A 24,457-nucleotide genomic window follows, 5' to 3' on the forward strand; every position below is an offset into this window, starting at 1 on the left:
AGTCGCGGTCCGCAAGCCCGCTCTCCGCCCCGCGACCGGTCAGAACGCGGCCAGCCGCTCCCGCAGCACCGCCAGCGACTGCTTCGGTGTGAGGGCGCACGCGCCCAGCCGGTCCAGCATGTCCCGGTACTGCTCCACGATCTGCGGCTTCTGGCTGAACGTGCTGTCCGTGAGGTGCTCGATGTACACGGCGTCCTTCAAGTCGCCCAGGGCGAACCGGAGATACGTCACACCCGTACCGACTCCGACCGACGCCGTCACGTCCAGCGGCGCGATCTGCAGCGTCACCCGGGGCCGGGACACCATCGCGATCAGATGCTCCAGCTGCTCGCGCATCACGTGCCGGCTGCCGACGGTACGCAGCAGCACGGACTCGTCGATCACCGCCCACAGGCGCGGGGCGTCCGGCTGGTCGAGCTGGCGCTGCCGCTCCTGCCGCAGTTCGACCCGGCGCCCGACATCGTGCGGCAGCGGTCGCCCCGGCCCCGACTCGACGATCGCGCGCGTATAGGCCGGGGTCTGCAACAGCCCCGGCACATAGAACGGTTCGTACGTGCGGATGGTCGCGGCGGCACCCTCCAGCGCGACCAGCGGCGTGAAGAAGTCGGACAGGACATCGCCGAACGACCGCCACCAGTCCGGCTGCCGGGACTGCTCGACCAGCCGCAGGAACTCCGCGACATGCTGCTCGGCGGTCACGCCGTACAGCCGCAGCAGCGCGAGCGCGTCGGCCGGCTTGCAGCCGTTCCTGCCCAGCTTGGTACGGCTGGTCTTCGAGCGCGAGAAGCCGAGCCGCGCGTCGACGTCGGCGGGGTCGAGCCCGGCCGCGACGCGCAGTTCACGCAGCTTGCCGCCCAGGATGAGCTTCAGAGCGGTCGGGTTGCTCTCGACCGCTCCCAGCGGGCGGACGAACAGGGACGGGCTCGCTTCGGCTGAAGCCATCGGGCGCTCCTGGCGGCGGTGATGAGGAGACCATTATCCAGCACACGACCTTGGGTGCCAGAGGCAACGGCCTGCCGCACGTTCCTTTCAGCCGATCAACGCGTCGAAGTCACCGGCGCGGGCGCCCGTCACGAACGAGGCGATCTCGGCCCGGGTGTAGACGAGAACCGGCCCTTCCGGATCACGGCTGTTGCGCATGGCGATGCGCCCGTCCGGCAGCGCCGCCAACTCCACGCAGTTCCCCGTGGCGTTGCTGTGCCTGCTCTTCTGCCACGCCACCTGGGACAGCGCCCCGGCCTGCATGCCGTTGAAGATCTCCATTCCCCTGTCATCCCCTGACTGTCCGCACGGTCGTGAGTCGTTCTGGAACCGGTCGGTGCAATCCCAGATGCAATTGCATTTGCCCGGTGAGCTCGACAATACTCATGCCGCACCGGCTGCCGCAGCACCCGAACGCCCAAGCGCGCAGGGAGACATGACCCGTGACGATCCCCATGTCAGCGTTATCCAGTACGTACGACGGGCAGAGCGGACCTGTTCAGCGTGCCGACACCGGCGACCCCCGCGAGAGCGGCTCCCAGGGGGGTGGCTTCCGGGCGAGCGCCTTCGACCCCGACGGGCCGGGTGCCGGCGGCCCCGACGACCCCGGCCCCGACGACCTCGGTCTCGATGTGCTCAGTCCGGGCGGGTTCGCCGCCTGCGGACTGGACGGCCGGCTCCAGAACGCGGCACAGGCCCGGCGGTTCGTCTCCCTCACCCTCGACCGATGGGCCCTGCCCTCACTCGCCGGCGACATGGGGCTCATCGTCAGCGAACTGGTCACCAACGCCGTGAAGCACGGACTGACGCAGCCGCACCGGCCGGACGACTCGGCCGATTACCCCCTCTGGCTCGGCCTCTTCCGCCACCCCGGCCACCTCGTCTGCTCCGTCGCCGACCCGAGCCCCGAACCGCCCCGCCCCCGCGCCGTCGACGTGTCGGCGCCCGGCGGCAGGGGCCTGGCGCTCGTCACGTCGCTGAGCGACACCTGGTCGTGGTCCCCGACACCGCCGTGCGGCAAGACCGTGTGGGCGTCGATGCGCCTGCCCGGCTGACACCGCCCCCGCCGGAACCACGACGGCCGGCGAACCGGCCGGCCGGGTGTTCGTCCATCTGGTGACCCCGCCGGAGTGGCGCCGTGTCACCGGTGAGGAGCCGCCGCCCTCGCCCGCCGACCGGACCGCGTACACCCGCGCCGCCCGGGAGGCCGGTGGGCGACGGGGACGGGTGAGGACCGGCCGGAGCGGCCCGCGGGGCGTCGCTCACCGTGCCGGGACGGGGTTCCCGCGCTAACGTGCCATCAGGTCGGTTCAGCGGCATGTACACGATGGGACCCCACGGACGACGAGACCCGAAGGGCACGGCATGACCAAGCAGCCCCGCGAGCAGTGGGCCACACGCGCCGGATTCCTGCTGGCCGCGATCGGTTCGGCCATCGGACTCGGCAACATCTGGCGCTTCCCGGCGGTCGCGTACGAGAACGGCGGAGGGGCCTTCCTCCTGCCGTACCTCGTCGCCCTCCTCACCGCCGGCATCCCGCTGCTGATCATGGAGTACACGATCGGCCGCAAGTACCGGCTCTCCCCGCCGGCGGCGCTGCGCCAGATGGCCCGCCCCGCCGAGGCGCTGGGCTGGTGGCAGGTCGTGGTCAGCTTCGTGATCGCCACCTACTACGCGGTCATCCTGGCCTGGGCGGTCCGTTACGTGGGCTTCTCCGTCGGCCAGCAGTGGGGCGACGACCCCGAGAAGTTCCTCTTCGGGACGTTCCTCAAGGTCGCGGAGAAGCCCGGCCCCATCTCGTCGTACGTCCCCGGGGTGCTGTGGCCGCTGATCGCCGTGTGGGTCGTCGTCCTCGTCATCCTGGCGTTCGGCATCCGGCGGGGCATCGAACGGGCGAACAAGATCTTCATTCCGCTGCTGGTGCTGTTCTTCGCGGCCCTGGTGATCCGGTCGCTGACCCTGGAGGGCGCCGGCGCCGGACTCGACGCCCTGTTCTCGCCGGACTGGTCGGAGCTGTCGAACGGCAGCGTGTGGGTGGCCGCCTACGGGCAGATCTTCTTCTCGCTCTCCATCGGCTTCGGCATCATGGTCACCTACGCCTCCTACCTGCGGCGGCGCGCCGACCTCACCGGTTCGGCGATGGTCGCGGGCTTCGCCAACAGCTCGTTCGAGATCCTCGCGGGCATCGGCGTCTTCGCCACGCTCGGTTTCATGGCCGGTCAGGCCGGTGTGCCCGTGAGCGAGGTCGCCAGCTCCGGGCTCGGCCTGGCGTTCGTCGCGTTCCCGACGGTCATCTCCGAGATGCCTCTGGGCGGACTGTTCGGCGTCGTCTTCTTCCTCTCGCTGGTCATCGCCGGTCTGTCGTCGCTGATCTCGATCGTGCAGGTCGTCGTGTCGGCGGTGCAGGACCGCACCGGTATGCGCCGGATGACGGCCGTGTTCGGCGTCGGAGGCCTGGTGGCGCTGGTGTCGATCCTGCTGTTCCCGACGGACGACGGCCTGTATCTGCTGGACGCCTCCGACCACTTCATCAACCAGTACGGCATCGCCCTGGCCGCCCTCGTCGCCCTGATCGTGATCGCCTGGATGCTGCGGGCCCTGCCGTCGCTGCAACAGCACGCCGACGAGACGTCCGCCGTCCGGCTCGGCCACTGGTGGCGTATCTGCCTCGGGGTGATCACCCCGCTGGTGCTGGGCTGGATGATGGTGGACAGTCTCCTCGCGGAGTTCGACGAGAACTACGAGGGCTACTCCACCGGCTTCCTGCTGGCCACCGGCTGGAGCGTCGCCATCGGCGCGCTGGTCATCGGCATCCTCCTCAGCCTGATGCCGTGGAAGGCGGGCGGCGAGGAGATCGACCTCGACATGGAGTCCCCGGCCGACAGGAGCGAACGCTGATGTCCGCAGGCGCCATCACCATGATGATCATCGCCATCGCCATCGTGTGGGGCGGTCTGGTCGCGGCCATCCTCCGGCTGCGCAGCCACCCCGACGAGCCCGAGCCGATGCCCCCCGGCGTGCATCCGGCCGAGTGACGCCGGACCGGCGACCGGCCGAGCGCCCTGGTGGGCACCCGGCCGGTCTACCGGTCACGGGGTGGGGCAGTCCGGTACGTCGGGCAGCCGGTTGCCGGGCGAGCTGACATAGATGTTGGTGATGTAGCCGCCGTACTGCGGCAGATACGCCCACCACTCGTTGGTGTAAGGCGGTACGGAGACGGCCTGCCCCTTCTTCTGGCAGCCGATCAGGACCTCCACGCCGTCGGGCAGCCTGGTCCTGATCCGTGACTCCGTGGTCGCGCCGTCGCGGACGTTGACGCCCGAACCCCATGTGCCGTACCACTTTCCGGCGGGCCGGACGGCGCCGGGCACCCGCAGGGAGCGGGTCAGCCTGCCGATGTCGGTGTAGGCCCTGCCGTACGACGTGCCGAGCGGGTGCAGCGTCAGGACGGCGACGATGGCGCGGTCGTCGGCGCCGACCGTGCCGGTGGTGTGCAGGGCGGGCCGCCTCAGATCCACCGGGTCCTCCGCAGACGCCCGTGTCTCCACCGCGGTCCCCGTCCCGGCGGGGGACGCGGCGGGGGAGCCGGTGGAGGCGGAGGCCGCCGCTCCGTCCGGGCCGCAGGTGCCCTTCGGATAGTCGCCGGACCAGCCCTGCTTGACCGCCCACGGCCGTTCGAAGGCGCCGGCGACGCCGAAGTGCTGGTCGAAGCTGTCCGCGGCACAGCGCGTGGATCGGCGCAGGTTGGTCATGATGAAGTCGCGCACGGGCGCGGGCGCGCGGTCGAGCACGTACCGGTAGATCGTCACCGTGTCGCGGGCCGAGAGGGCGGTGTAGCCCCAGTAGCCGCCGTACCCGGCCGGTGGCGGCGCGGTGTCGTTCAGGCCGAGGCGGGTGACCATCCGGTCGATGATCGCCGAACCGCCGTACGTCGACCAGTAGTGGTTCGCCGCGGTGTCCTCGCTGCTGCGGAGCATGGGTTCGAGCCGGGCGCGGTCGGCGGCCGGAATGGTGTACTCCGGGCCCCGGTTCCACAGGAAGTCCAGGGTGAGCAGGAGTTTCACGATGGACGCCGACCGGAACCGGGCGCTCGCGTCGAGCTGCTCGGTGAACGTGCCGGTCTGCCGGTCGAACACCGCCACCCCGGCGGTGACGCCCGCCGGAACCTCGGCGGTCGCGGCGGTCGCGGCGGCGGCGCGCGGCTCACCCGGCGGCGCGGCGGTCGCGGTCGCGGTCGCGGTCGCGGTCGCGGTCGAGGCCAGGCACAACAGCGCGGCGGTGGTGGCGACAAGAGCTCTCCCCGCGAGGCGTACCCGCTCGCGGACCTGACTATGGACATGACTGGCATGACTGGCATGACTGCGCATGGTCATGGTTGCTTTCCCCCGAACAGACGTCTGACGACATCCGAACCCTACGCGCCCGAACGGCGCCACGGACTGGTGTGGCGACAGTGCGCCACCCTCGCGTCTCAGGGCAGCAGTTGGCGTACGAGCGAGTCGGCGGCCCACCGCTCCCAGCGCGCCGGGGACCAGCCGCGACCGGTGACGAGCAGGCCGTACGTCTCCGGGCCCAGCACGGTCAGGGCGATGTCGGCGGCCGACCCGGCGTCGTGGCCGTCGCGCAGTCCGCCGCCGGTCTTGGTCACCAGGGCCCGCGCGAACCGGAGCTGGACGGTGTGCCGCTGCTCCTGGTTGAGCCGCCACAGTCCGGCCAGCTCCGGGTCGGCCGCGGCGGCGCCCCTGACGACCTCCAGCACCGGGGCGGCGCGCTCCAGGACGCGGCGGGCGCCGGCGGCCTGGAGGGCGAGCTGACCGGCGGGGTCGGTCGCGTCGATCACCTCGCGGGCCCAGGGGCGGTCGAGGGTGGCGACCGGGTCGGAGTCGCCGGCGATCGCGGTGTCGAGCAGCTCCTTGAGCAGGGCGCGCTTGGTCCCGAACGTGAAGTACACGGTCTGCACGCCCACTTCGGCCGTCCGGGCGATGTCGTCCACGGTCGTCCCGGACCAGCCGCGCTCGGTGAAGAGGAGGGCGGCGGCGTCCAGCATCCGCCGCCGGGTGCGGCGGGTCTTCTCCGCACGGGTGAGGGGCGCGGTCACGGTCGGCTCCTGGCTCTCTGGCGGCGTTCGCCGCTCCGGCGACTTTGACTGTAGTGAGACTACAGTGTAAGTCATTGGAGTATGACTACAGTGAAATTCGGGGGCGCGGACCCGCTGCCCGGCCGGATCCTCGTCGTGGGCGGCCAGGGCGCCGTCGGCACCACCGTCACCGCCACGCTCGACGGCTGGTTCCCCGGCCGCGCGGTGCCCGCGGGACGGCGCGCCGGCGTCCGGGTGGACGTGACCGACATCGACGGCTTCCGGCGGGTCGCCGACGACCTCGGTGACGTGACCGCCGTCGTGCTGTGCGTGGAACCGCCGGACAGCGGGTTCGCCCGCGCCTGCCTGGAACGGGGCGTCCACCTGGTCGACATCGGCGCCACCCGGCACCTCCTCGACGGCGTGACCGCCCTCGACGCCGTCGCCTCCGCGTCCGGCGCGACGGCCGTGCTGAGCGTCGGCGTCGCCCCCGGCCTGACCAACCTGCTCGCCCGCCGCGCCCATGACGCCGTCGGCGGCGCCCGCCGCCTGGACCTCACCGTGCTGCTCGGCTCCGGGGAACGGCACGGAGGCGACGCGGTCCGCTGGACCGTCGAGGGCCTCGCCGCACCCGTCACCGGCCGCCCGGCGCGGTTCGCCCTGCCGGGGTACGGGACGCGGACCGCCCACCCGTTCCCCTTCTCCGACCAGCACACCCTGCGCGGCACGCTCGGCGTCCCGGACGTGACGACCCGACTGTGCCTGGACTCCCGACCCACCACGGCCGCGCTGTTCGCGCTGCGCCGCGCCGGCCTGCTGCGGGTCGCGAGGCACCCCGGCCCCCGCCGGGCGCTCACCCGCTCCTTCGGCCTGCTCCACCCGGGCGGTGACGGGTTCGCGGTACGGGCCGACGCCTGGAACGGCAACCGGCACGCGGCGTTCGCGCTCACCGGGCGGGCGCAGAGCAGGGTGACCGGGCTCGTCGCGGCGTACGTCACCCGCGCCGTGCTCACCGGCACGCCGCCACCGGGCGTGCACCACATCGAACGGCTCCCGGCCCTCGCCGGGCTCCCCGAGGAGCTCGCCGCGCACGGCGTCACCCTTCACCACCCGCTCCACGACGGGCCGGCGGGGCGGTGACCGGCACCGCACCCCTGGGCCGCGACGGGCGGGACACCGACGGGCCGGGCGGCGACGGGCGGCGGGACACCGACGGCCGGAACACCGACGGCCGGGGCGGCGGCTGGCGGGGCGGTGACTACACGGCCGCCGGGGACGCCTGGGCGCACGCCGCCGACGACGTCGCCGCCCTGGCCCTCGGCCTCCTCGGGCGCCGCCCCGGAGCCGCCGCCCCGCTCGTGCTCGACGTGGGGACCGGGTCGGGCCCCGCCGCACGCGCCGCCGCCCGGGCCGGCGCCCACGCGGTGGGCCTCGACCGGGAGGCCGCGCTGCTCCGGGTCGCCGCCGCACGCGCGCGGGACGCGGGCCTGACCGGGGCCGGGGCGCGGGGCGGGGCCGGGGCGGCCGCGCGCCGCCCGTACGGGACGGCGAGGTTCGTCGTGGGCGACGCGCTCGCCCTGCCGTTCCCGGCCCGCTCGTTCGACGCCGTGCTGTCCACGTTCGGCGTCATGTTCGCGCCGGACCCGCCCCGTACCGCCGCCGAACTGGCCCGGGTCTGCCGACCCGGCGGCCTGGTCGCCGTGGCCTCCTGGACGCCCGACGGCGTCATGGGCCGGATCGCCCCCACCGTCACCCGGCACCTCGACCGTCGTCCGGTCGGCCCGCCCCCGACCCGCTGGGGCGAACCGGACCGCGTACACGCCTGGTTCGCGCCACTTCCGGTGACCGTGCGGACCCATGTCGCCCACGTCCGCGTGGCGTATCCGTCCGTCGCTCACGCGGTGCGGGTCTTCGAGAACAAGCCCGGCCCCCTGCGCGCGCACCGCGCCGCCCTGGAGGCCGCCGGACGCTGGGGGGCCGCCCGCGAGGACCTCGCCGCGCTGTTCGCCGCGCACGGCAGGTCGGGCGACGGCCGCCTCGTCATGGACGCGCCCTACCTGGTCACCCTCGCACGGGCGGACGTTTGCGGCGGTGTCCGGCGGGGGAGTTGAGGCCACGGTGGACGCCGGTGCACCCCACCGGTGCCGTACGGACGACTGGAGCCGCTGTGACGACGTCCTTCTCCCTGCCGTACGAGACGCACGGCGACGGCCCGCACAAGGTGGTCGCGGTACACGGCTGGTTCGCCGACCGGTCCGCGTACGCCCCGCTGGTCCCGGACCTCGACCGGGACTCCTTCCAGTACGCCCTGGTCGACCTGCGCGGCTACGGCGAGGCCCGGAACGCGTCCGGCGTGTACACCACGGCCGAGGCCGCCGCCGACGTGGTCGCCCTGGCCGACCGGCTCGGCTGGCAGCGCTTCTCCGTGCTCGGGCACTCGATGGGCGGCGCCGTCGCGCAGCGGGTACTCGCCGTCGCCCCGCAGCGGGTGCGCCGGCTCGTCGGCGTGTCACCCGTACCCGCGTCCGGGCTGCCCCTGCCGCCGGACCAGTGGGGGCTGTTCGCCGGCGCGGCCGACCGGCCGGAGAACCGCCGTGCCGTCATCGACGTCACCACCGGCGGCCGGCGCCCCGCCGCCTGGCTGGACCGGATGGTGGCGCGCTCACTGGAACGCAGCGACCCCAAGGCGTTCCGGAGCTGGCTCGACTCCTGGGCGGGCGAGGACTTCCACGCCGACGTCGAGGGCTCGGACGTACCGGCCCTCGCCGTGACCGGCGCCCTCGACCCGGCGCTCTCCGCCGGCCTCATGCGGGCCACCTGGATGACCTGGTACGCGCGGGGCGAGCTGGTGGACCTGCCGTCGGCGGGGCACTACGCCATGGACGAGGCGCCCCTCGACCTGATCCGGGCAGTGGAGGACTTCCTGCGCGCCGACGCCGCCGCATGAGCACCGCGGAGCCCCCGCCCGTACCCGACGTCTTCGACCCCCGCCAGTACGCGCACGGTCTCCCGCACGACCGCTACCGGGTGCTGCGCGACCACCACCCGGTGGCCTGGCAGGAGGAGCCCGAGGTGCTCGGCTGGCCTGCCGGGCCCGGGTTCTGGGCGGTCACGCGACACGCGGACGTCGTCCGGGTGCTCAAGGACTTCACGACGTACTCGTCCCACATCGGAGCCACCCAGATCAGGGACCCCGACCCGGCCGACCTGCCGTTCATCCGCGGCATGATGCTCAACCAGGACCCCTCCCCGGGGTCCCGGCCCCGTGCGAGCGGGGGAGACACCACCGGGCACGGCCGGCTGCGCCGTCTGGTGAGCCGCGCGTTCACCCCGGGCCGTGTCGAGCGGTTCACCTCCGTCGCGCGGGAGCGGGCCCGCGGCCTCCTGGCGGCCGCCCTCGCCGACGCGCGCTCCCGCGACGACGGCGTCTGCGACATCGTCACCGCCGTCACCGACGAGTACGCGCTGCTCAACCTCGCCGACCTGCTGGGCGTTCCGGCCGCCGACCGGGCGCTGCTGCTCCACTGGACGCGGCGCGTCATCGGCTACCAGGACCCCGACGAGGCGGGGCAGCCCGTGACCGGCCCGGACGGCAGACCGGTCGACCCCCGCTCCCCGGCCATGCTCGCCGACATGTTCGCGTACGCGGAGCGGCTCGCCGTCCACAAACGGGCGCACCCCGGCGACGACATCATGACCACCCTCGCGCACGGCACGGAGGCCACGACGCGCGGCGGCCTCACCTCGTCCGAACTGGGCATGTTCTTCTTCCTCCTGACGGTCGCCGGAAACGACACCGTCCGCAGCGCGGCCCCGGGCGGCCTGCTCGCCCTCGCCACGCATCCGGACGCGTACGACCGGCTGCGCGCGGGGCGCGCGGGCCTGGCCACCGCCGTCGACGAACTGCTCCGCCGGCACCCGCCGGTGCTCACCTTCCGGCGGACCGCCACCCGCGACCACGACCTCGCGGGCCGCCGCGTCAGGGCCGGTGACAAGGTCGTCGTCTTCCACGCGTCGGCCAACCACGACGAGCGGGTGTTCGCCGAGCCGCACCGGCTGGACCTGAACCGGTCACCGAACCCGCATGTCTCCTTCGGCGACGGACCGCATGTGTGCCTCGGCGCGCACTTCGCCAGGCTCCAACTGCGCGTGCTGTACGAGGAGGTGCTGCGCGCCCTGCCGTTGGCGCCGCGGCTGGCCGGTCCGCCGAAGCGGCTCGTGTCGAACTTCGTCAACGGGCTCAAGGCGCTGCCGCTGGACGTGTCCGGCAAGCCGATGTGAAGACGTGCGTCCGCGCGTCCCTCCCCGCCTCCTCCGCGAGCCCTTCCCCGTGTCGCTGCGAGGCGGGCTCGGTGCAGACGACCTCGTGAAAGTGGTGCGCACCGCACGCCACACGTTCAACCCCTCGTAAACATCGGGCCATTGAATGACCCTGTGTCAATCCGGCGCGCGGGGAGCGGCTATGCTCCCGCACGTCGTCATATGATCATTCTCGTTCAGATGGTTTGAGGGTGCTGATGGTTCGTGAGGAATCGTCGCCCGAAAGTGGAAGCCCGCGGTCCGCGGCATCTTTCGTGTGGCTGTTGCCCGCCGCTGCGACCGCCGTCGCCACCGTCGTCACGGTGGTGCTGGTGTCCGCTTCCGCGCGGCTCCCCGTCGGAGTCGTCGGGGCGGTGGCGGCCGTCGTTGTCGCCGTACTGGGCGCCGAGGTGGGGCGGCGCGGCCGTGTGATCGAAGGGCTGCGACAGACCGTGGCGGCCCGCGACACCGCCCTGGCACGCAGCCGCGCCGAGACCGCGCACCTGGCCGGAACACTGCTGCCGGGCGCCGTCGAGCAGCTGCGCGGAGGCGAGTTCCCGGAGGACGTGGTCGCCTCGCTGAGCGCCCCCGACGAGCACCTGGCCGTGGTCAGGGTCGTCGTCGACGCGGTCGTCGCCGAGGAGGACCTGCGCGAGTCCGCGCAGCGCGCCTTCGTGAACATCGCCCGCCGGGTGCAGGCCATCGTGCACCAACAGGCGCAGGAACTGCGGGAGATGGAGGACCGGCACGGCAGCTCGCCCGAGGTCTTCGGCGACCTGCTCCGCATCGACCACGGCACCGCGCTGATCGGCCGGCTCGCCGACTCCATCGCCGTGCTCGGCGGCGCCCGCCCCGGCCGGCAGTGGAGCAGGGCCGTACCCCTCTACAGCGTGCTGCGCGGCGCCATGTCGCGGATCATCGACTACCAGCGCGTCGAACTGCACTCCGTCACCGAGGTCGCCGTCACGGGACCGGCCGTCGAGCCGCTGATCCACGCGCTCGCCGAGCTCCTCGACAACGCCACCCGCTACTCGCCGCCGCAGACGAAGGTCCATCTGACCGCCGTCGACGTCCAGTCGGGCATCGCCGTCGAGATCGAGGACGGCGGCGTGTCCATGAGCGAGGAGGCCCGCAAGCGGGCCGAGCGCATGCTCCGCCAGGCACAGCAGGGCATCGACCTCAACGACCTGGGCGAGACCCCGCGCCTGGGCCTCGCCGTGGTCGGCCGGCTGGCACAGGCGTACGGCTTCCAGGTCTCGCTGCGCTCCTCCGCCTACGGCGGTGTCCGCGCCGTCGTCGTCGTCCCGCAGGAACTGATCACCACCGTCGCGGCCGCGTCCGGACTCGCCCACGGCATCGGTGCCTCCTCCGTGCCCCGCACCACCGTCCCGGCCGCCCTGGCCCCGTCGGCCCCACCGCGTCCGGAGCGCCGTGCCACGGGCCCGGTCGCCGAGGAGGAGGCCCCGCCCGTGGTGGAGCGCACGACGGGCGGACTGCCGCAGCGCCGCCGCAAGAAGCCCGTGGCCGCGTCGGCGGCGGACGCCGCCGCACCGGCGTCGCCGGCACCGGCCACCGGGACTCCGGACCAGGAGCCCTCACCTCAGGTGCAGCCCGGCATGTGGCTGGCCGCCTTCCAGAGCGGGCTGTCCGGGGAGCCCACCGACGCAAGCAAGGGGAACACGCAGCAATGATCAAGCAGCAGGCCAATATGGACTGGATGCTCAAGGACCTCGCGGAAGGCGTGCCGCAAACCAGACATGTGGTCGTGCTCTCCGCCGACGGTCTGCGCATGGCCCAGCACGGCACGGACGACGACACCGCGGACCGGCTGGCCGCCGCCTGCGCCGGCCTGCAGTCCCTGGCCGGTGCGGTGGCCTCGGAACTCCCGCAGAGCGACGGCCGGATGCGGCTGGTCGTCATCGAGATGGACGGCGGGTTCTTCTACCTGATGGCGGCCGGGACGGGGGCCTACCTCGCCGTCCTGGCCGACGAGGGCGTCGACGCCGGACTGATGGGCCAGCGCATGCGGGACCTCGTCCTGCGCATCGGAGAGCACCTGAGCAGCCCGCCGCGGCAGGACGGGCAGGCCAGGTGAGCCACCCGGGCGGCGGGGACTGGGAGGAGTCCAGTCCCGAGCGGCTCTATGTCATCACCGGTGGCCGCAGCGGCGCGACCGCACCCGCCACGCTCGACCTGGTCACGCTGATCGTGGCCAGGTCCGGTGCGAAGCCCGGGATGCAGCCGGAACACGCGGCGATCGTCCAGCTGTGCCAGTCACCGCTGTCGGTCGCCGAGATCTCCGCCTACCTCAGCCTCCCCGTCAGCGTCGTCACGGTCCTGCTCGGCGATCTCCTCGCCGACAACAAGGTCGTGGCCCGCGCCCCCGTCCCACCCGCCCGGCTTCCCGACCGGGCTTTGATTGAGGCAGTGATCGATGGACTTCAGAGGCTCTGAGCAGGCCCCCGCCGCGATGCGCGGGCCGCGGAGCGAGGACGTGCTGCCGGAGACCGCCACGACCGCCGTCAAGGTGGTGATCGTCGGCGGCTTCGGCGTCGGCAAGACGACGTTCGTCGGCTCGGTCAGCGAGATCCGTCCGCTGACCACCGAGGAGACCATGACCCAGGCGGGTGTCGGCGTCGACGACACCTCCGGTATCGACGGCAAGACGTCGACGACCGTCGCCATGGACTTCGGCCGGATCAGCATCAACAGCGAACTGGTCCTGTACCTCTTCGGCACCCCCGGCCAGGAGCGCTTCTGGTTCCTGTGGCGCGGCCTGTTCGAAGGGGCGCTCGGCGCCGTCGTCCTGGTCGACACCCGCCGGCTGGAGGTCAGCTTCGACGTGCTCGGCCGGCTGGAGGAGCGCGGCGTGCCGTTCGTGGTGGCGGTCAACTCCTTCCCGGACGCGCCGGCCTACCCCGTCGAGGAGCTCCGCGGCGCCCTCGACCTGCCCGAGTCCGTACCGATCGTGCTCTGCGACGCCCGGCAGCGCGGCTCCAGCCGGGACGTCCTGATGACGCTGATGCGGTACCTCCAGACCCTCGCCACGACGCAGGAGGCGTCATGACCACACCGCCCGAGACCGGTACCGGACTCACCCCGCCCCCCGGCTGCCCCGCCCACGGCCTCGGCCCGGACGCGCTGCACCGCCTGTACGGCCCGACGGCCGAGGCGGACCCCAAGGGCCTGTACGAGGTGCTCCGCAAGGAGCACGGCCCGGTGGCGCCCGTACTCCTGCACGGGGACCTCCCCGCCTGGCTGGTGCTGGGACACCGGGAGAACCTGGAGGTGATGCGGTCGCCGTCGCGGTTCTCCAACGACTCCCGGCTGTGGCGGATGTTCCAGGAGGGCCGGGTACCCGCCGACTCGCCGCTGCGACCCATGGTGGAGTGGCAGCCCATCTGCGTCTTCGCCGACGGCGCGGACCACGAGCGGCTCCGCTCGGCCGTCCGTGACGGTCTGGAGCAGTTCGACCGGCGGGGCATCCGCCGCTACGTCATCCGGTACACCAACCAGCTGGTCGACTCCTTCGCCGCGTCCGGGGAGGCGGATCTGATCGGCGACTTCGCCGAGAAGCTGCCGATGCTGGTGATGACCCAGCTCCTCGGCATGCCGGAGGAGTACGGCCCGCGGCTGGTGGACGCCGCGCTGGACCTGATGAAGGGCAGCGAGACCGCCCTCGCCAGCAACGAGTTCGTCGTGGAGACGCTGCGGACCCTGGCCGACCGGAAGAAGGCCAAGCCGGGGCACGACTTCGCGTCCTGGCTGATCGGCCACTCCGCCGGACTCACCGACGACGAGGTCATGGAGCACCTGCGCCTGGTGCTCGTCGCGGCGAACGAGACCACGGTCAACCTGATCGCCAACACGCTCCGGATGGTCCTCACCGACCGGCGCTTCCGCGCCAGCCTGGCCGGCGGCCACATGACCCTGCCCGACGCCCTCGAGCAGGTGCTGTGGGACGAACCGCCGCTGTCGGCGATCACCGGCCGCTGGGCCACCGGTGACACGGTGCTCGGCGGGCAGCACATCAAGTCCGGGGACATGCTCCTGCTGGGGCTCGCCGCCGGGAACGTCGATCCGGAGATCCGGCCCGACCTGAGCGCGCCGCTCCAGGGCAACCGCGCCCATCTGGCCTTCAGCAGCGGGCCGCACGAGTGCCCGGGGCAGGACATCGGCCGGGCCATCGCCGACACGGGGATCGACACCCTGCTGACCCGGCTGCCCGATCTGCGGCTCGCGGTGTCGGAGGGCGAGCTGCGCGCGTCCGCTGCCTGGCTGTCCAAGCGACTCGACGCCCTGCCCGTACGGTTCACGCCACCGGTGTCGGCCGGTGCCGGCGGCCCGAAGACGCCGAGGGACTTCGCGTCCACGATGCCCGGCCCGCTGCCGGAACAGGTCCCGGTGACCGTCCCCGCCCCCGCTCCCGCGCGTCCGGAGAGCCGTCCGGTGCGCAGGACCTGGTGGAGCGCTTTGTTCCGAACCGGGCGGTGAACGGCTGACGAACGTGGCGGACTTGCCGCTAAGCGGGGGAATTGTCCTGTTGGAAGGGCCGTGACGGGTGGCTACTATGCGCCATAGTTGATCATTTCTATGGCGCAAGTGACACGTTTTGATACGTGGGTTGCGCCGGACAACGCGTCGCGTCCGCGACGAGAGGGAGGCCGTAGTGGGGCCCGGGCTGACAGTGCCGCCGATCTTCTCTCCCATACCCCCGGCGATCCATCCGCGCCACGCGGAGACCGACGTGCAGACGGCGGCATGGGCCGAAACGTTTCGCATCGGCTCGGAGGAGCTGCGCGGACGGCTGGTCACGCAGGAGATCGGGTCGTTCTCGGCCCGCATCCTGCCCGAGGGCCGCGACGAGGTCGTCTCCCTCCTCGCGGACTTCGTCCTGTGGCTCTTCGGCGTGGACGACGGCCACTGCGAGGAGGGCGAACTCGGTCACCGGCCCGGCGACCTCGCCGGTGAACTCCACCGGCTGCTGCGCGTCGCGCAGAACCCGGAGGCGCCGATGCTGCTGGACGACCCGCTGGCCGCGGGGCTGCGTGATCTGCGCCTGAGGGTCAGCAGATTCGGCACGGCGGGACAGACCGCCCGCTGGATCGACGCCCTCCGCGAGTACTTCTTCTCGGTCGTGTGGGAGGCGTCCCACCGGCGCGCCGGCACCGTGCCCGACCTGAACGACTACACCCTGATGCGGCTGTACGACGGCGCCACGTCGGTGGTGCTGCCGCTCCTGGAGATGGGCTACGGCTATGAACTCCACCCCCACGAGCGGGACCGCACCGCCGTGCGGGCCGCGGCCGAGATGGCGTCCTTCATCATCACCTGGGACAACGACATCTTCTCGTACCACAAGGAGAAGAGCGCCCCCGGCTACTACCTCAACGTGCTGCGCGTGCTGGAGCGGCACGGCGGCCTCACCCCCGAGCAGGCGCTGACGACGGCCATCGCCCAGCGCGACCGGGTGATGTGCCTCTACATGCGGCTGACCCGGTACCTCGCCGAACACGGCAGCCCCCAGCTGCGCCAGTACCTGGCCAGCCTCGGCAACTTCATCCGCGGCGCCCAGGACTGGGGCATCAGCTCCGTGCGGTACACCACCCCCGAGGACCCCGCCGCCATGCCGTCGGTGTTCCGGGACACGCCCACCGACGACAGCCGCGAACCGCTCGACATCGCCTGCGTCGCCTGGTGGTGGGACCTCCTGCCGTCCGGCACGACCGCGCCCGGCCGCAACCGGCCGGTCCAGCGGACCGCCTAGAGCAAAGGATTCCTCGGTGTCAGTTTCGGTGTCAGCAGGGGTGGCCTCGCCTCCCCGCGCCCCCGGTGCGGTGCCCCTCCTCGGGCATGCCTGGAAGCTGTGGCGCGATCCGCTCGGCTTCCTCAAGTCGCTGCGGGACAGCGGCGACCTCGTCCAGGTCGACCTGGGCACGATGCCCGTCTACATCGCCACGTCGGCGGAGCTCGTACACGAGGTGACGGTCCGCCAGGCGCGGAGCTTCGAGAAGGGGCGGCTCTTCGACCGGCTGCGTCCGCTCGCCGGCAACGGCCTCGCCACGGCCAACGGGGAGGTGCACCGCAGGCACCGCAGGCTCATCCAGCCCATGTTCCACCCCCAGCGCATCTCGATGTACGCGGCGGTCATGAGCGACAACGCCCGTGCGCTGGCGGACTCCTGGACGCCGGGCCAGGAGATCGAGATGGAACAGGCGATGGCCCAGTACGCCATCGAGACCCTGGCGTCGACCATGTTCTCCACGGACATCGGCCTGCCCGCCGTGGTGGCCGTGCGCGAGAACCTGCCGGTCGTCCTGAAGAACATGCTGATACGGGCCGCGTCGCCGAAGATCCTCGACCGGCTCCCGATCCCCGCCAACCGTGACTTCGACGCCGCCGCGGCGAGGCTGCGGGAAGTGATCGACGAGGTCGTCGCCACCACCCGGCGCTCCGGGCGGACCGGGCACAACGATCTGCTGTCGGTCCTGCTCGACGCGCAGGACGCCGAGACCGGCGAGTCCCTCTCCGACAGCGAGGTCCGGGACGAGCTCAGCACCATCCTGTTCGCCGGGGCCGAGACGACGGCTTCGACACTGTCATGGACCTTCCATGAACTGGCGCTCCACCCCGACGTGGAGGAGCAACTCGTCGCCGAGATCCAGGAGGTCGTCGGCGACCGGCCGGTGGCCATCGAGGACGTCCCGAAGCTGACCGCCGTCCGCCGGGTGCTGGACGAGGTCATCCGGCTGCACGGCGTCACCCTGCTCATGCGCCGGGCCACCGCCCCGGTGGAGCTGGGCGGATACAGCTTCCCGGAGGGCACGGAGATCGCCTTCAGTCTCTACGCCCTGCACCGGGACCCCCGCCTCTACACGGAGCCCGACCGCTTCGACCCCGACCGCTGGCTGCCCGAGCGCAAGGCTGCCATCGAACGCCAGGCGTACATTCCGTTCGGCGCCGGCAACCGCAAGTGCATCGGCGACGCCTTCGTCTGGACGGAGGCCACCATCGCGCTGGCCACGATCCTCGCGCGCTGGCGGCTGCGGCCCGTCCCCGGCCACACCCCCAAGGAGGTGGCCTCGGCGGTGGCCCACCCCGACCGGATGCCCATGACGGTCGTACCGCGCAACCCGTGACCGCCTGAGGCGACCGCCTCGCCCGTTCCCCGGCCCGTCCGGCCGCCCCTCCGGGGTGGCGGGGCGGGCCGTCGGCGTGCGCGCCGCCTGGTGCCCGGCGGGCCAACGGGGTCTGCCGCGTGGCGTGTTCCGCCCTTGCGCCGGGGCCGCCCGCACCCGTGAAAATACCCCCGGGGGTACCTGTGCTAGCCTCGGTTGTATACCCCCGGGGGTACTTTTCGTTCGGAAGGGAGTACGCACGTGTTCTTCGTGGACACCATCGCGGTGGAAGGGCTCGGCAACCGCGCCTACCTCGCGGGCGGCGGCCGTACGGCGGTCGCCGTCGACCCGCCCCGCGACATCGACCGGGTCGTCGGCGCGGCCGCCCGGCGCGGGGTGCGGATCACCCATGTCGTCGAGACCCACATCCACAACGACTACGTCACCGGCGGCCTCGAACTCGCCCGCCTCACCGGCGCCGCCTACCTCGTACCGGCCGGCGCGCAGGTCTCCTTCGCCCGCGTCCCCGTCCACGACGGCGACCGCGTCGCGCTGGAGGACGGGCTGACGCTGCGCGCCCTGGCCACACCCGGCCACACGCCGCACCACACCGCCTACGTCCTGGAGGACGGCGGCGCCGCCGTCGCCGCCTTCACCGGAGGCTCGCTGCTCATCGGTACGGTCGGCCGCCCGGACCTGGTCGAGCCCCGGCTCACCGAAGCCCTGGCCCGCGCCCAGCACGCCTCCGCCCACCGGCTCGCCGCCGAACTCCCCGACGACACGCCCGTCCTGCCCACGCACGGGTTCGGCAGCTTCTGCTCCGCCGCCCAGGCGGACGGCGACGCGACCACGATCGGCCGGGAGAAGACCGCCAACGACGCGCTCGCCCAGGACGTGGACACCTTCGTCGCCGCACTGCTCGCCGCGCTCGACGACGTACCCGCCTACTACGCCCACATGGGCCCCGCCAACGCCGCGGGCCCCGCCCCCGTCGACCTGACCCCGCCCGCCGTCGCCGACGCCGACGAGATCGCCGCCCGGCTGGCGGCGGGGGAGTGGGTGGTGGACCTGCGCAACCGGATCGCCTTCGCCGAAGGCCATGTCGCCGGGTCGTTCAACTTCGAGGCGGACGGGCAGCTCGCCACGTACCTCGCCTGGATGATCCCCTGGGGCAAGCCCGTCACCCTGCTCGCCGCCTCTCCCGAGCAGCTCGCCGCCGCCCAGCGCGAACTGGTCCGGGTGGGCATCGACCGGCCCGCCGCCGCGGCCACGTCGGCGCCCGGCACCTGGGTACGGGGCGGCGAGTCCCTTCGCACCCTGCGCCGCGCCACGTTCGCGGACCTCGCGGACGCCGCCGCGCACGACCCGCGCGTCGTCGTCCTCGACGTACGCCGGGACTCCGAACGCGCCGGAGGCCGGATCGCCGACTCCGTCCACATCCCCGTCCACCAGCTGCACCGGCGACTGCGCGAGGTACCCGACGGCACCGTCTGGGTGCACTGCGCCGGAGGGATGCGCGCGGCCATCGCCGCGTCCCTGCTGGACGCGGCCGGGCGCGACGTCGTGGCCGTGGACGACACCTTCGACGCGGTGCGCGACACGGACCTGCGCCTGGTCACGGGTGACGCCGAGCCCGGGGAGTCCGAGCGGCGCGTCCGGCCCCGGCAGGCCCAGCGCCTGGCGGCCGATGGCGGCGCCGTCCTGGTGGACGTGCGCGAGGAGGCCGAGTGGGCCGCCGGACACGCACCGGGCGCCGTGCACGCACCGCTGTCCCACCTCCTCGCCGGTGGCGCCCTGCCCGCGGCCGCGCGGGACCGGCGGCTCGTCGTGGTCTGCCGCTCCGGGAAGCGTTCGCGGTACGCGGCGCGCCTGCTGGCCGAGCGGGGCGCGGACGCCGTCGACGTCGAGGGCGGCATGCGCGCCTGGGCGGACGCGGGACTGCCGGTCGTCGCGCCCGAGCCGGTCGTCGCGCCCGAGCCGGTCGTCGCGCCCGCACCGGGCGACGCGCCCGCACGGGGTGACGCGCCCGCACCAGGCGTCGCCGGTGGCGAACGTGACGGCGGGCGCGGGCGCGGGCGTGACGGCGGCGGCGAGGGCGGCCCGGCGGCGTGAGTGTGCTCCTCCTCGCCCTCACCGCCGGAGCCGTCGTCGGTCTGGCGCTGGGCGCGCTCGGCGGGGGCGGCAGCGTCCTCGCCGTGCCCGCACTGATCTACCTGCTCGGTTTCACCCCGGTCGCGGCCACTACCGCGAGCCTGGTCATCGTGACCGTCACGTCCGCCACCGCCCTGTACGCGCACGCCCTGGCCGGACAGGTCCGCTGGCGCACCGGGGCCCTCTTCGCGGTGGCGGGCGCGGGCCCCGCCGTGCTCGTCGGCGCACTCGCCGGGAACGTGCCGCAGTCGCTGCTCACCGGGGCGTTCGCCGCCGTCGCCGCGCTGGCGGCGGCGCGGATGCTCCGGCCGTCGGCGGAGCCGGCCGAGGCCGGTGAGGGGGACGGCGGCGGGAGCGCGGGCACGGCCGGCGGTGTGCGCCCCGTGCGGCCCGTCCGGGCGGCCACCGCGGGAGCGGGTCTGGGGGCCCTGACCGGTTTCCTCGGCGTCGGCGGCGGATTCCTCGCCGTACCCGCCCTGGTCGGAGTCGTCGGCCTCGGCATGCGGGCCGCCGTCGGCACCAGCCTGCTGGTCATCACCGCCAACTCGCTGGCCGCCCTGGTCGCGCGCACCGGTACGGCGGGGGCGGTCGACTGGGCGGTGGTCGGCCCGTTCGCCGCCGCCGCGATGCTCGGTGCCTGGGACGGGCGGCGCCTGGGCGCCAAGGTGCCGACACGGGTGCTGCGGCGCGTCTTCGCCTGGGCGCTCCTCGGGGTCGCCGCGTTCATGCTGGTGGACGCGGTGCGGTGACCTGCCGACCGGGGCGGGCGCCCGGCGGGTCGCCCCGGCGGTGGCTCAGGCGAGCGACAGGAAGAGCTTCTCCAGGCGGGCCCGCATCTGCTCCGGGTCCTCACCGGCCTTCCGGCCGCCTTCCATGTCCGTCATGCACTGCTGGAGACCCGTCGCGATGATCGCGAAACCGGCCCGGTCCAACGCCCGGGACGCCGCCGCGAGCTGGGTCACGACCTCCTCGCAGTCACGCCCCTCCTCGATCATCCGGATCACTCCGGCGATCTGGCCCTGTGCCCGGCGCAGCCGGTTCAGCACGGCCTTCAGCTCTGCCCCCGCGAGATCAAGTTCCACAGCCACTCCTCATGCGTGCCCCGTATACCCCCCGGGGTACATATATACCCCTGGGGGTAATGTACCTCCCGGTTCGGGGCACCGTCGACAATCAAGGATGACACCGTCATGACCATCACTCCGCGCTCGCTCGACACCGACCAGGCCCGCTCGCGCCTGCACGAGCTGACCGTGATCGACGTCCGCACACCGGGCGAGTACGCCGCCGGCCACCTGCCCGGGGCCCTCAACATCCCCCTCGACCGACTCGACCGTGCCCTCCCCGACATCCGGCGGGCCGCCGAGCGGCGCGACATCCTCGTCGTCTGCGCCTCCGGGGCCCGCTCGGGGAACGCCTGCCGGCTCCTCGCGGACAGCGGCATCACCACCGCCACCCTCGCCGGGGGCACCGGTGCCTGGGCCGCCCGGGGCCACGACCTGCACCGTCCGCCGGGCGCGCCCCGCACGGTCTGGGGCATGGAGCGACAGGTCCGCCTCACCGCGGGAACGCTCGTCCTGACCGGCCTCGCCCTCGGGCTGCTCCACCCGGCCTTCCTGCTGCTCTCCGCGGGCATCGCCGGCGGACTGGTCTTCTCGGCGCTCACCGACACCTGCGGCATGGCCGCCGTACTCGGCAGGCTGCCGCACAACCGGCCCCGCCCGGCCGACCTCGACGCCACCCTCGCCGCACTGAGGGACGGTCACGGCGCGTCCGGCGACGCGTCCCACTCCGCCTGAGGACCCGCGGGGACCGGTGGGCCGCCCGCGCGGTCGACCAGCCGGGACAGCTCGACGCGCGACCGCACCCCCAGGGCCGCGAACACGTTCCGGAGGTGGTGGTCGACGGTGCGGGGGCTCACCGAGAGGCTGCGGCCCACCTCCCGGTTGGTGGCACCCTCGGCCACCAGCCGGGCCACCCGTAGCTGCTGCGGCGTCAGCCGGGCCAGCGCCCCGGCCGGTTCCCCGTCGGGTGGCGGTCCACCGCACGGCGGCCCGCCGGTCGCGCGCAGCTCGGCCCGCGTCTCGTCCGCCCAGGCGCGGGCCCCGCACCGCTCGAACAGGACGAGCGCGTCCCGCAGCCGCTCCCGCGCCTGGCGCGGCCGCCGCCTCCGCCGCAGCCACTTGCCGTACAGCAGAAGCGTGCGGGCGGGCTCGAAGTCGCCGCCCGGGGCCGGAGCGGCGGGCCAGCTCTCGTGCCGGGTCAGCGCCGCCGCGTACAGCGCTTCCGCCGCCTCGGGTCCGGCGAGCAGCGCACGGCAGCGGGCCAGCAGCGCGGGTGCCTGCGGGTCGATCCCCGCCGCCGACCAGACGGCGAACTCCTCCACGGCGCCGTGCGCCTCGTCCGCCCGGCCCGCGAGCGCGGCGGCCTCCACGTAACACGGCACGGCGAGCATCCGGACGCCGAAGTGGCCGCGCCGGGGCCCCGGCCGTACCAGCGGACCCAGCCGTGCCATGGCCTCGGCGGCCCGCCCATGGCACAGATCGGCCCGGGCCGACGCCCATTCGGCGAGCGTGGCGGCCTGCGCCAGCCCGTGCGGTCCCGCGATCGCCAGGGCGGCCGCCGCGTGCCCCGCGACGGCCGCCGCGTCCCGTTCGACCGAGGCGACCAGGGCCAGTACGGCGTGCTGCTGGGCGACCCCGTTGCGCTGCCCCGCCCGGTGCGCGGCCCGCAGCCCCTCCTGGGCGTGCGCCCGTGCCCGTGCGTGCCGCCCGGCCCGCAGCTCCGCGTACGCCAGATGCTCCAGGATCTGCGGTACGTACGCGATCAGCCCGCTCGCCCGCGCGACGGCCAGCGCCCGCGCGTTCACCGCGCACGCGGCCGGGAGGTCCCCGACGACCAGCGCGGCGACCCCGGCCCGCAGCAGCCGCGCCGGATCGTCCTGCCCACCGGCGCCTGCGATCACCCGCCGCAGCGGAGCCCAGGCGGACCCCGTCCGGCCCTCCAGCACGGCGGACATCCCGGCCCGGAAGTCCTCGTCGACGGAGCCCGCGGGTCCGTCGGCCGACAGCGCGCGCAGACAGCCCGCCGTGTCACCCGCCGCCCAGGCGGCCTCCATGGCCCCGAAGCGGGCCTCGGCCGCCCGCACCGGATCGTGCCGCCGCAGCAGCCCGGCGGCCAGCAGCAGCGTCTCATGGGCGTCACCCGCCGGGCCGTCACGCAGCGCGAGCGTGCCGCGTACGAGTGCGGTCCTGCCGCGTACCGCGTCGTGGACGGCGCCCTCGCGGGTCACCGCCAGCAGCCGCCGCGCCGCCCACGGGCGCCCCGCCAGCCGCGCGTGCTCCGCCGCCGCCGCGAGCCGCGCGGTGCGCGCACCGTCGTCGGCGGTGAGCTCGGCGGCCCTGGCCCAGGCCGCGGAACGCTCCCCGTGCGTGGCCCCCGGCTGCGCGACGGCCGCCGCCCCCGCCAGGTCGGCCGCGAGCGCCGGATCGGGGCCGTCGGCGGCGAGGGCCCGGTGGAGCAGGTGCGGCAGCCGGTACGGATCGGCCGCCAGCACCGACGCCAGCAGCCGGTGCGCGGCCCGCCGCCGCGACAGCGGCGCACCGGCCAGGACGGCACGCCACGGCAGCGAACCGGTGAACGCGATCCGGTCGCCGGAGCCCCGGGCGATGCCCGCCGCTTCCGCCGCGTCCAGCACACCCGCGCCGAGACCGGCCCGCAGTGCCGCCCGCAGGACGACGGCCGCGTCAGCGCCGGGGCCTACCGGGTCGCGTTCGTGCGCGGCCGCCACCAGCAGCAGCAACTGCCGCGTGTCCTGGGGGAGTTCGCCGAGCCGCCGCGCGAAGACCCGGCCGAGCGCCGCCCCGTCGGTGAGTGGCCGGCGCAGGGGCGCGTGCCCGGCCAGCTCCTCCCGGGACAGGCCGCGCACCAGGGCCCGCAGCACGGCCGGATTGCCCTCCGCCTCGTGCAGCAGCTCGTCCCGTACGCCGGGGTCCACCCGTACGCCCGCCAGGTCCTCCAACAGCGCCGCCGCCGCGTCCTCGGCGAGCGGAGCGAGCCGTACCACCGGTAGCCCCGCGAAGTCCGGTTCGTCCAGCCGGTGTTCGGCCACCGACAGGATCAGGGCCACCCCGTGCAGGGCGCCCGGACGGCGGGCGGCGAAACCGAGGGCAGCGCGCGACCCGGCGTCCCACAGGTGCGCGTCGTCGACGCACACGAGGAGGGGGCCGCCCCCGGCGACATCGCCCAGCGACTCCAGCAGCTCCAGCAGCCGGCCGGGGCCGGGCGTGCCGAGCAGCACATCACCGCCCGCACGGCCGCCGCCGCCCGTACCGCCACCGCCGCCGTCGGACGTACCGCCGCCACCGCCCGGACCGCTGCCGAACCCACGGCCGCCGACCGAACCGGCCAGGCCCGGACCGGCGCCCGTCACCGCCGTGCCCGCTGTCCGCCGGGCGGCCGAGAGCAGCGCGTGCAGTCCGCTGCACGGGATGTCGCTCTCGGCGGGCGCCGCCGTGACCATCAGCACCGTCGCCTCCGTCGCCCCCGTCGGCCCGGCGGTGCGGAACTCGTGGGCCGCCCGCTCCAGCAGCGCGGTGCGCCCGAGCCCCGGCTCCGCCGCCACCAGGAGCGCCCCGCCGTGTCCGTGCCGCAGCCCCTCGAACACACCGCGCACGGCGCGGAGTGCGGCACTCCGGCCGTGCAGCCGTGCCTGCGCGGCAGTCCTGTTCCTCACGTCCGCCACACCGGCAGGTTACTTCCGCGTAAACCCGGCGGGGGTGCCGATGGGCTCGCACCCACCGGCACCTCCGCATCTCTGTGCCGTCGCACA

The 24,457-nt window shown here is 74.0% G+C and carries 23 protein-coding genes; 17 read left to right on the top strand and 6 right to left on the bottom strand.

The annotated features are described in order from the left end of the window. Positions 1-39 precede the first annotated feature (39 nt). Positions 40-942, bottom strand: a complete 903-nt coding sequence (locus tag ACGF5U_RS16155; protein WP_392714661.1) for a helix-turn-helix domain-containing protein — start codon at positions 940-942, stop codon at positions 40-42. Between the two features lie 87 nt (positions 943-1,029). Next, entirely contained in the window at positions 1,030-1,263 is a 234-nt protein-coding gene (locus tag ACGF5U_RS16160) for a DUF397 domain-containing protein (RefSeq protein ID WP_392714662.1), read from the bottom strand. 173 nt (positions 1,264-1,436) lie between these two features. Between ACGF5U_RS16160 and ACGF5U_RS16165 the strand changes: the two genes are divergently transcribed. The 3 genes from ACGF5U_RS16165 to ACGF5U_RS16175 all read left to right on the top strand — a co-directional run bounded on the left by ACGF5U_RS16165 (position 1,437) and on the right by ACGF5U_RS16175 (position 4,016). Further along, positions 1,437-2,036: an ATP-binding protein gene (locus ACGF5U_RS16165; protein ID WP_392714663.1), complete on the top strand. Its 600-nt coding sequence runs from the start codon at positions 1,437-1,439 to the stop codon at positions 2,034-2,036. A gap of 310 nt (positions 2,037-2,346) precedes the next feature. After that, positions 2,347-3,879 (top strand): sodium-dependent transporter, encoded by a 1,533-nt coding sequence (locus ACGF5U_RS16170; RefSeq protein WP_392714664.1) that lies wholly within the window; start codon positions 2,347-2,349, stop codon positions 3,877-3,879. Next, positions 3,879-4,016 carry a methionine/alanine import family NSS transporter small subunit gene (locus ACGF5U_RS16175; RefSeq protein WP_392714665.1) on the top strand — a complete coding sequence of 46 codons (138 nt, stop codon included), beginning with the start codon at positions 3,879-3,881 and terminating at the stop codon, positions 4,014-4,016. Before ACGF5U_RS16170 ends, ACGF5U_RS16175 begins: the two co-directional genes overlap by 1 nt. Before the next feature lie 54 nt (positions 4,017-4,070). On the opposite strand, the gene ACGF5U_RS16180 is transcribed toward ACGF5U_RS16175, so the two are convergent. Both ACGF5U_RS16180 and ACGF5U_RS16185 read right to left on the bottom strand, forming a co-directional pair. Beyond that, positions 4,071-5,348, bottom strand: coding sequence for a hypothetical protein (locus ACGF5U_RS16180; RefSeq protein ID WP_392714722.1), 1,278 nt, complete (start codon positions 5,346-5,348; stop codon positions 4,071-4,073). A gap of 104 nt (positions 5,349-5,452) precedes the next feature. Then, positions 5,453-6,079, bottom strand: a complete 627-nt coding sequence (locus ACGF5U_RS16185; RefSeq protein ID WP_392714666.1) for a TetR/AcrR family transcriptional regulator — start codon at positions 6,077-6,079, stop codon at positions 5,453-5,455. 81 nt (positions 6,080-6,160) lie between these two features. Here ACGF5U_RS16185 and ACGF5U_RS16190 point away from each other — a divergent pair, with 81 nt between their 5' ends. The 13 genes from ACGF5U_RS16190 to ACGF5U_RS16250 all read left to right on the top strand — a co-directional run bounded on the left by ACGF5U_RS16190 (position 6,161) and on the right by ACGF5U_RS16250 (position 20,375). Continuing rightward, complete coding sequence (locus ACGF5U_RS16190; RefSeq protein WP_392714667.1) at positions 6,161-7,198, top strand: saccharopine dehydrogenase; 1,038 nt, start codon at positions 6,161-6,163, stop codon at positions 7,196-7,198. Further along, positions 7,195-8,169, top strand: a complete 975-nt coding sequence (locus ACGF5U_RS16195) for a class I SAM-dependent methyltransferase (protein WP_392714668.1) — start codon at positions 7,195-7,197, stop codon at positions 8,167-8,169. The genes ACGF5U_RS16190 and ACGF5U_RS16195 overlap by 4 nt, the downstream gene beginning before the upstream one ends. 56 nt (positions 8,170-8,225) lie before the next feature. Beyond that, positions 8,226-9,005, top strand: coding sequence for an alpha/beta fold hydrolase (locus ACGF5U_RS16200; RefSeq protein WP_392714669.1), 780 nt, complete (start codon positions 8,226-8,228; stop codon positions 9,003-9,005). After that, on the top strand, positions 9,002-10,339 hold the full coding sequence (locus ACGF5U_RS16205) for a cytochrome P450 (RefSeq protein ID WP_392714670.1): 1,338 nt from the start codon (positions 9,002-9,004) through the stop codon (positions 10,337-10,339). The genes ACGF5U_RS16200 and ACGF5U_RS16205 overlap by 4 nt, the downstream gene beginning before the upstream one ends. Before the next feature lie 236 nt (positions 10,340-10,575). Continuing rightward, positions 10,576-12,048: a sensor histidine kinase gene (locus ACGF5U_RS16210; RefSeq protein WP_392714723.1), complete on the top strand. Its 1,473-nt coding sequence runs from the start codon at positions 10,576-10,578 to the stop codon at positions 12,046-12,048. After that, positions 12,045-12,452, top strand: coding sequence for a roadblock/LC7 domain-containing protein (locus tag ACGF5U_RS16215; protein ID WP_392714671.1), 408 nt, complete (start codon positions 12,045-12,047; stop codon positions 12,450-12,452). The genes ACGF5U_RS16210 and ACGF5U_RS16215 overlap by 4 nt, the downstream gene beginning before the upstream one ends. Further along, positions 12,449-12,811 (top strand): DUF742 domain-containing protein, encoded by a 363-nt coding sequence (locus tag ACGF5U_RS16220; RefSeq protein WP_392714672.1) that lies wholly within the window; start codon positions 12,449-12,451, stop codon positions 12,809-12,811. The genes ACGF5U_RS16215 and ACGF5U_RS16220 overlap by 4 nt, the downstream gene beginning before the upstream one ends. Continuing rightward, complete coding sequence (locus ACGF5U_RS16225; RefSeq protein WP_392714673.1) at positions 12,792-13,424, top strand: ATP/GTP-binding protein; 633 nt, start codon at positions 12,792-12,794, stop codon at positions 13,422-13,424. The genes ACGF5U_RS16220 and ACGF5U_RS16225 overlap by 20 nt, the downstream gene beginning before the upstream one ends. Continuing rightward, positions 13,421-14,851, top strand: coding sequence for a cytochrome P450 (locus tag ACGF5U_RS16230; RefSeq protein WP_392714674.1), 1,431 nt, complete (start codon positions 13,421-13,423; stop codon positions 14,849-14,851). Before ACGF5U_RS16225 ends, ACGF5U_RS16230 begins: the two co-directional genes overlap by 4 nt. Positions 14,852-15,026: 175 nt before the next feature. Continuing rightward, a complete protein-coding gene (locus tag ACGF5U_RS16235; protein WP_392714675.1) occupies positions 15,027-16,124 on the top strand; it encodes a selina-4(15),7(11)-diene synthase in 1,098 nt (365 codons plus the stop codon). A 16-nt stretch (positions 16,125-16,140) separates the two neighbouring features. Next, positions 16,141-17,496: a cytochrome P450 gene (locus ACGF5U_RS16240; protein ID WP_392714676.1), complete on the top strand. Its 1,356-nt coding sequence runs from the start codon at positions 16,141-16,143 to the stop codon at positions 17,494-17,496. 240 nt (positions 17,497-17,736) lie between these two features. Further along, entirely contained in the window at positions 17,737-19,587 is a 1,851-nt protein-coding gene (locus ACGF5U_RS16245; RefSeq protein ID WP_392714677.1) for a rhodanese-like domain-containing protein, read from the top strand. Continuing rightward, positions 19,584-20,375, top strand: coding sequence for a sulfite exporter TauE/SafE family protein (locus ACGF5U_RS16250; protein WP_392714678.1), 792 nt, complete (start codon positions 19,584-19,586; stop codon positions 20,373-20,375). The genes ACGF5U_RS16245 and ACGF5U_RS16250 overlap by 4 nt, the downstream gene beginning before the upstream one ends. A 45-nt stretch (positions 20,376-20,420) precedes the next feature. Here the strand turns inward: ACGF5U_RS16250 and ACGF5U_RS16255 are convergent, their stop codons facing one another. Continuing rightward, a complete protein-coding gene (locus ACGF5U_RS16255) occupies positions 20,421-20,708 on the bottom strand; it encodes a metal-sensitive transcriptional regulator (protein ID WP_392714679.1) in 288 nt (95 codons plus the stop codon). Positions 20,709-20,816: 108 nt separating this feature from the next. Here ACGF5U_RS16255 and ACGF5U_RS16260 point away from each other — a divergent pair, with 108 nt between their 5' ends. Next, positions 20,817-21,425, top strand: coding sequence for a rhodanese-like domain-containing protein (locus ACGF5U_RS16260; protein WP_392714680.1), 609 nt, complete (start codon positions 20,817-20,819; stop codon positions 21,423-21,425). On the opposite strand, the gene ACGF5U_RS16265 is transcribed toward ACGF5U_RS16260, so the two are convergent. Then, positions 21,389-24,370, bottom strand: coding sequence for a LuxR C-terminal-related transcriptional regulator (locus ACGF5U_RS16265; protein ID WP_392714681.1), 2,982 nt, complete (start codon positions 24,368-24,370; stop codon positions 21,389-21,391). The genes ACGF5U_RS16260 and ACGF5U_RS16265 overlap by 37 nt on opposite strands. Positions 24,371-24,457: the final 87 nt, after the last annotated feature.

Source organism: Streptomyces sp. NPDC047886 (assembly GCF_043204435.1).
Classification (GTDB): Bacteria; Actinomycetota; Actinomycetes; order Streptomycetales; family Streptomycetaceae; genus Streptomyces.

Bases quoted from the DNA above. Each gene is read 5' to 3' on its own strand.
- ACGF5U_RS16160 (WP_392714662.1), bottom strand. From the start codon at position 1,263: ATGGAGATCTTCAACGGCATGCAGGCCGGGGCGCTGTCCCAGGTGGCG.
- ACGF5U_RS16210 (WP_392714723.1), top strand. From the start codon at position 10,576: ATGGTTCGTGAGGAATCGTCGCCCGAAAGTGGAAGCCCGCGGTCCGCG.
- ACGF5U_RS16205 (WP_392714670.1), top strand. From the start codon at position 9,002: ATGAGCACCGCGGAGCCCCCGCCCGTACCCGACGTCTTCGACCCCCGC.
- ACGF5U_RS16175 (WP_392714665.1), top strand. From the start codon at position 3,879: ATGTCCGCAGGCGCCATCACCATGATGATCATCGCCATCGCCATCGTG.
- ACGF5U_RS16180 (WP_392714722.1), bottom strand. From the start codon at position 5,348: ATGCGCAGTCATGCCAGTCATGCCAGTCATGTCCATAGTCAGGTCCGC.
- ACGF5U_RS16215 (WP_392714671.1), top strand. From the start codon at position 12,045: ATGATCAAGCAGCAGGCCAATATGGACTGGATGCTCAAGGACCTCGCG.
- ACGF5U_RS16170 (WP_392714664.1), top strand. From the start codon at position 2,347: ATGACCAAGCAGCCCCGCGAGCAGTGGGCCACACGCGCCGGATTCCTG.
- ACGF5U_RS16165 (WP_392714663.1), top strand. From the start codon at position 1,437: ATGTCAGCGTTATCCAGTACGTACGACGGGCAGAGCGGACCTGTTCAG.
- ACGF5U_RS16225 (WP_392714673.1), top strand. From the start codon at position 12,792: ATGGACTTCAGAGGCTCTGAGCAGGCCCCCGCCGCGATGCGCGGGCCG.
- ACGF5U_RS16155 (WP_392714661.1), bottom strand. From the start codon at position 942: ATGGCTTCAGCCGAAGCGAGCCCGTCCCTGTTCGTCCGCCCGCTGGGA.
- ACGF5U_RS16190 (WP_392714667.1), top strand. From the start codon at position 6,161: ATGACTACAGTGAAATTCGGGGGCGCGGACCCGCTGCCCGGCCGGATC.
- ACGF5U_RS16230 (WP_392714674.1), top strand. From the start codon at position 13,421: ATGACCACACCGCCCGAGACCGGTACCGGACTCACCCCGCCCCCCGGC.
- ACGF5U_RS16260 (WP_392714680.1), top strand. From the start codon at position 20,817: ATGACCATCACTCCGCGCTCGCTCGACACCGACCAGGCCCGCTCGCGC.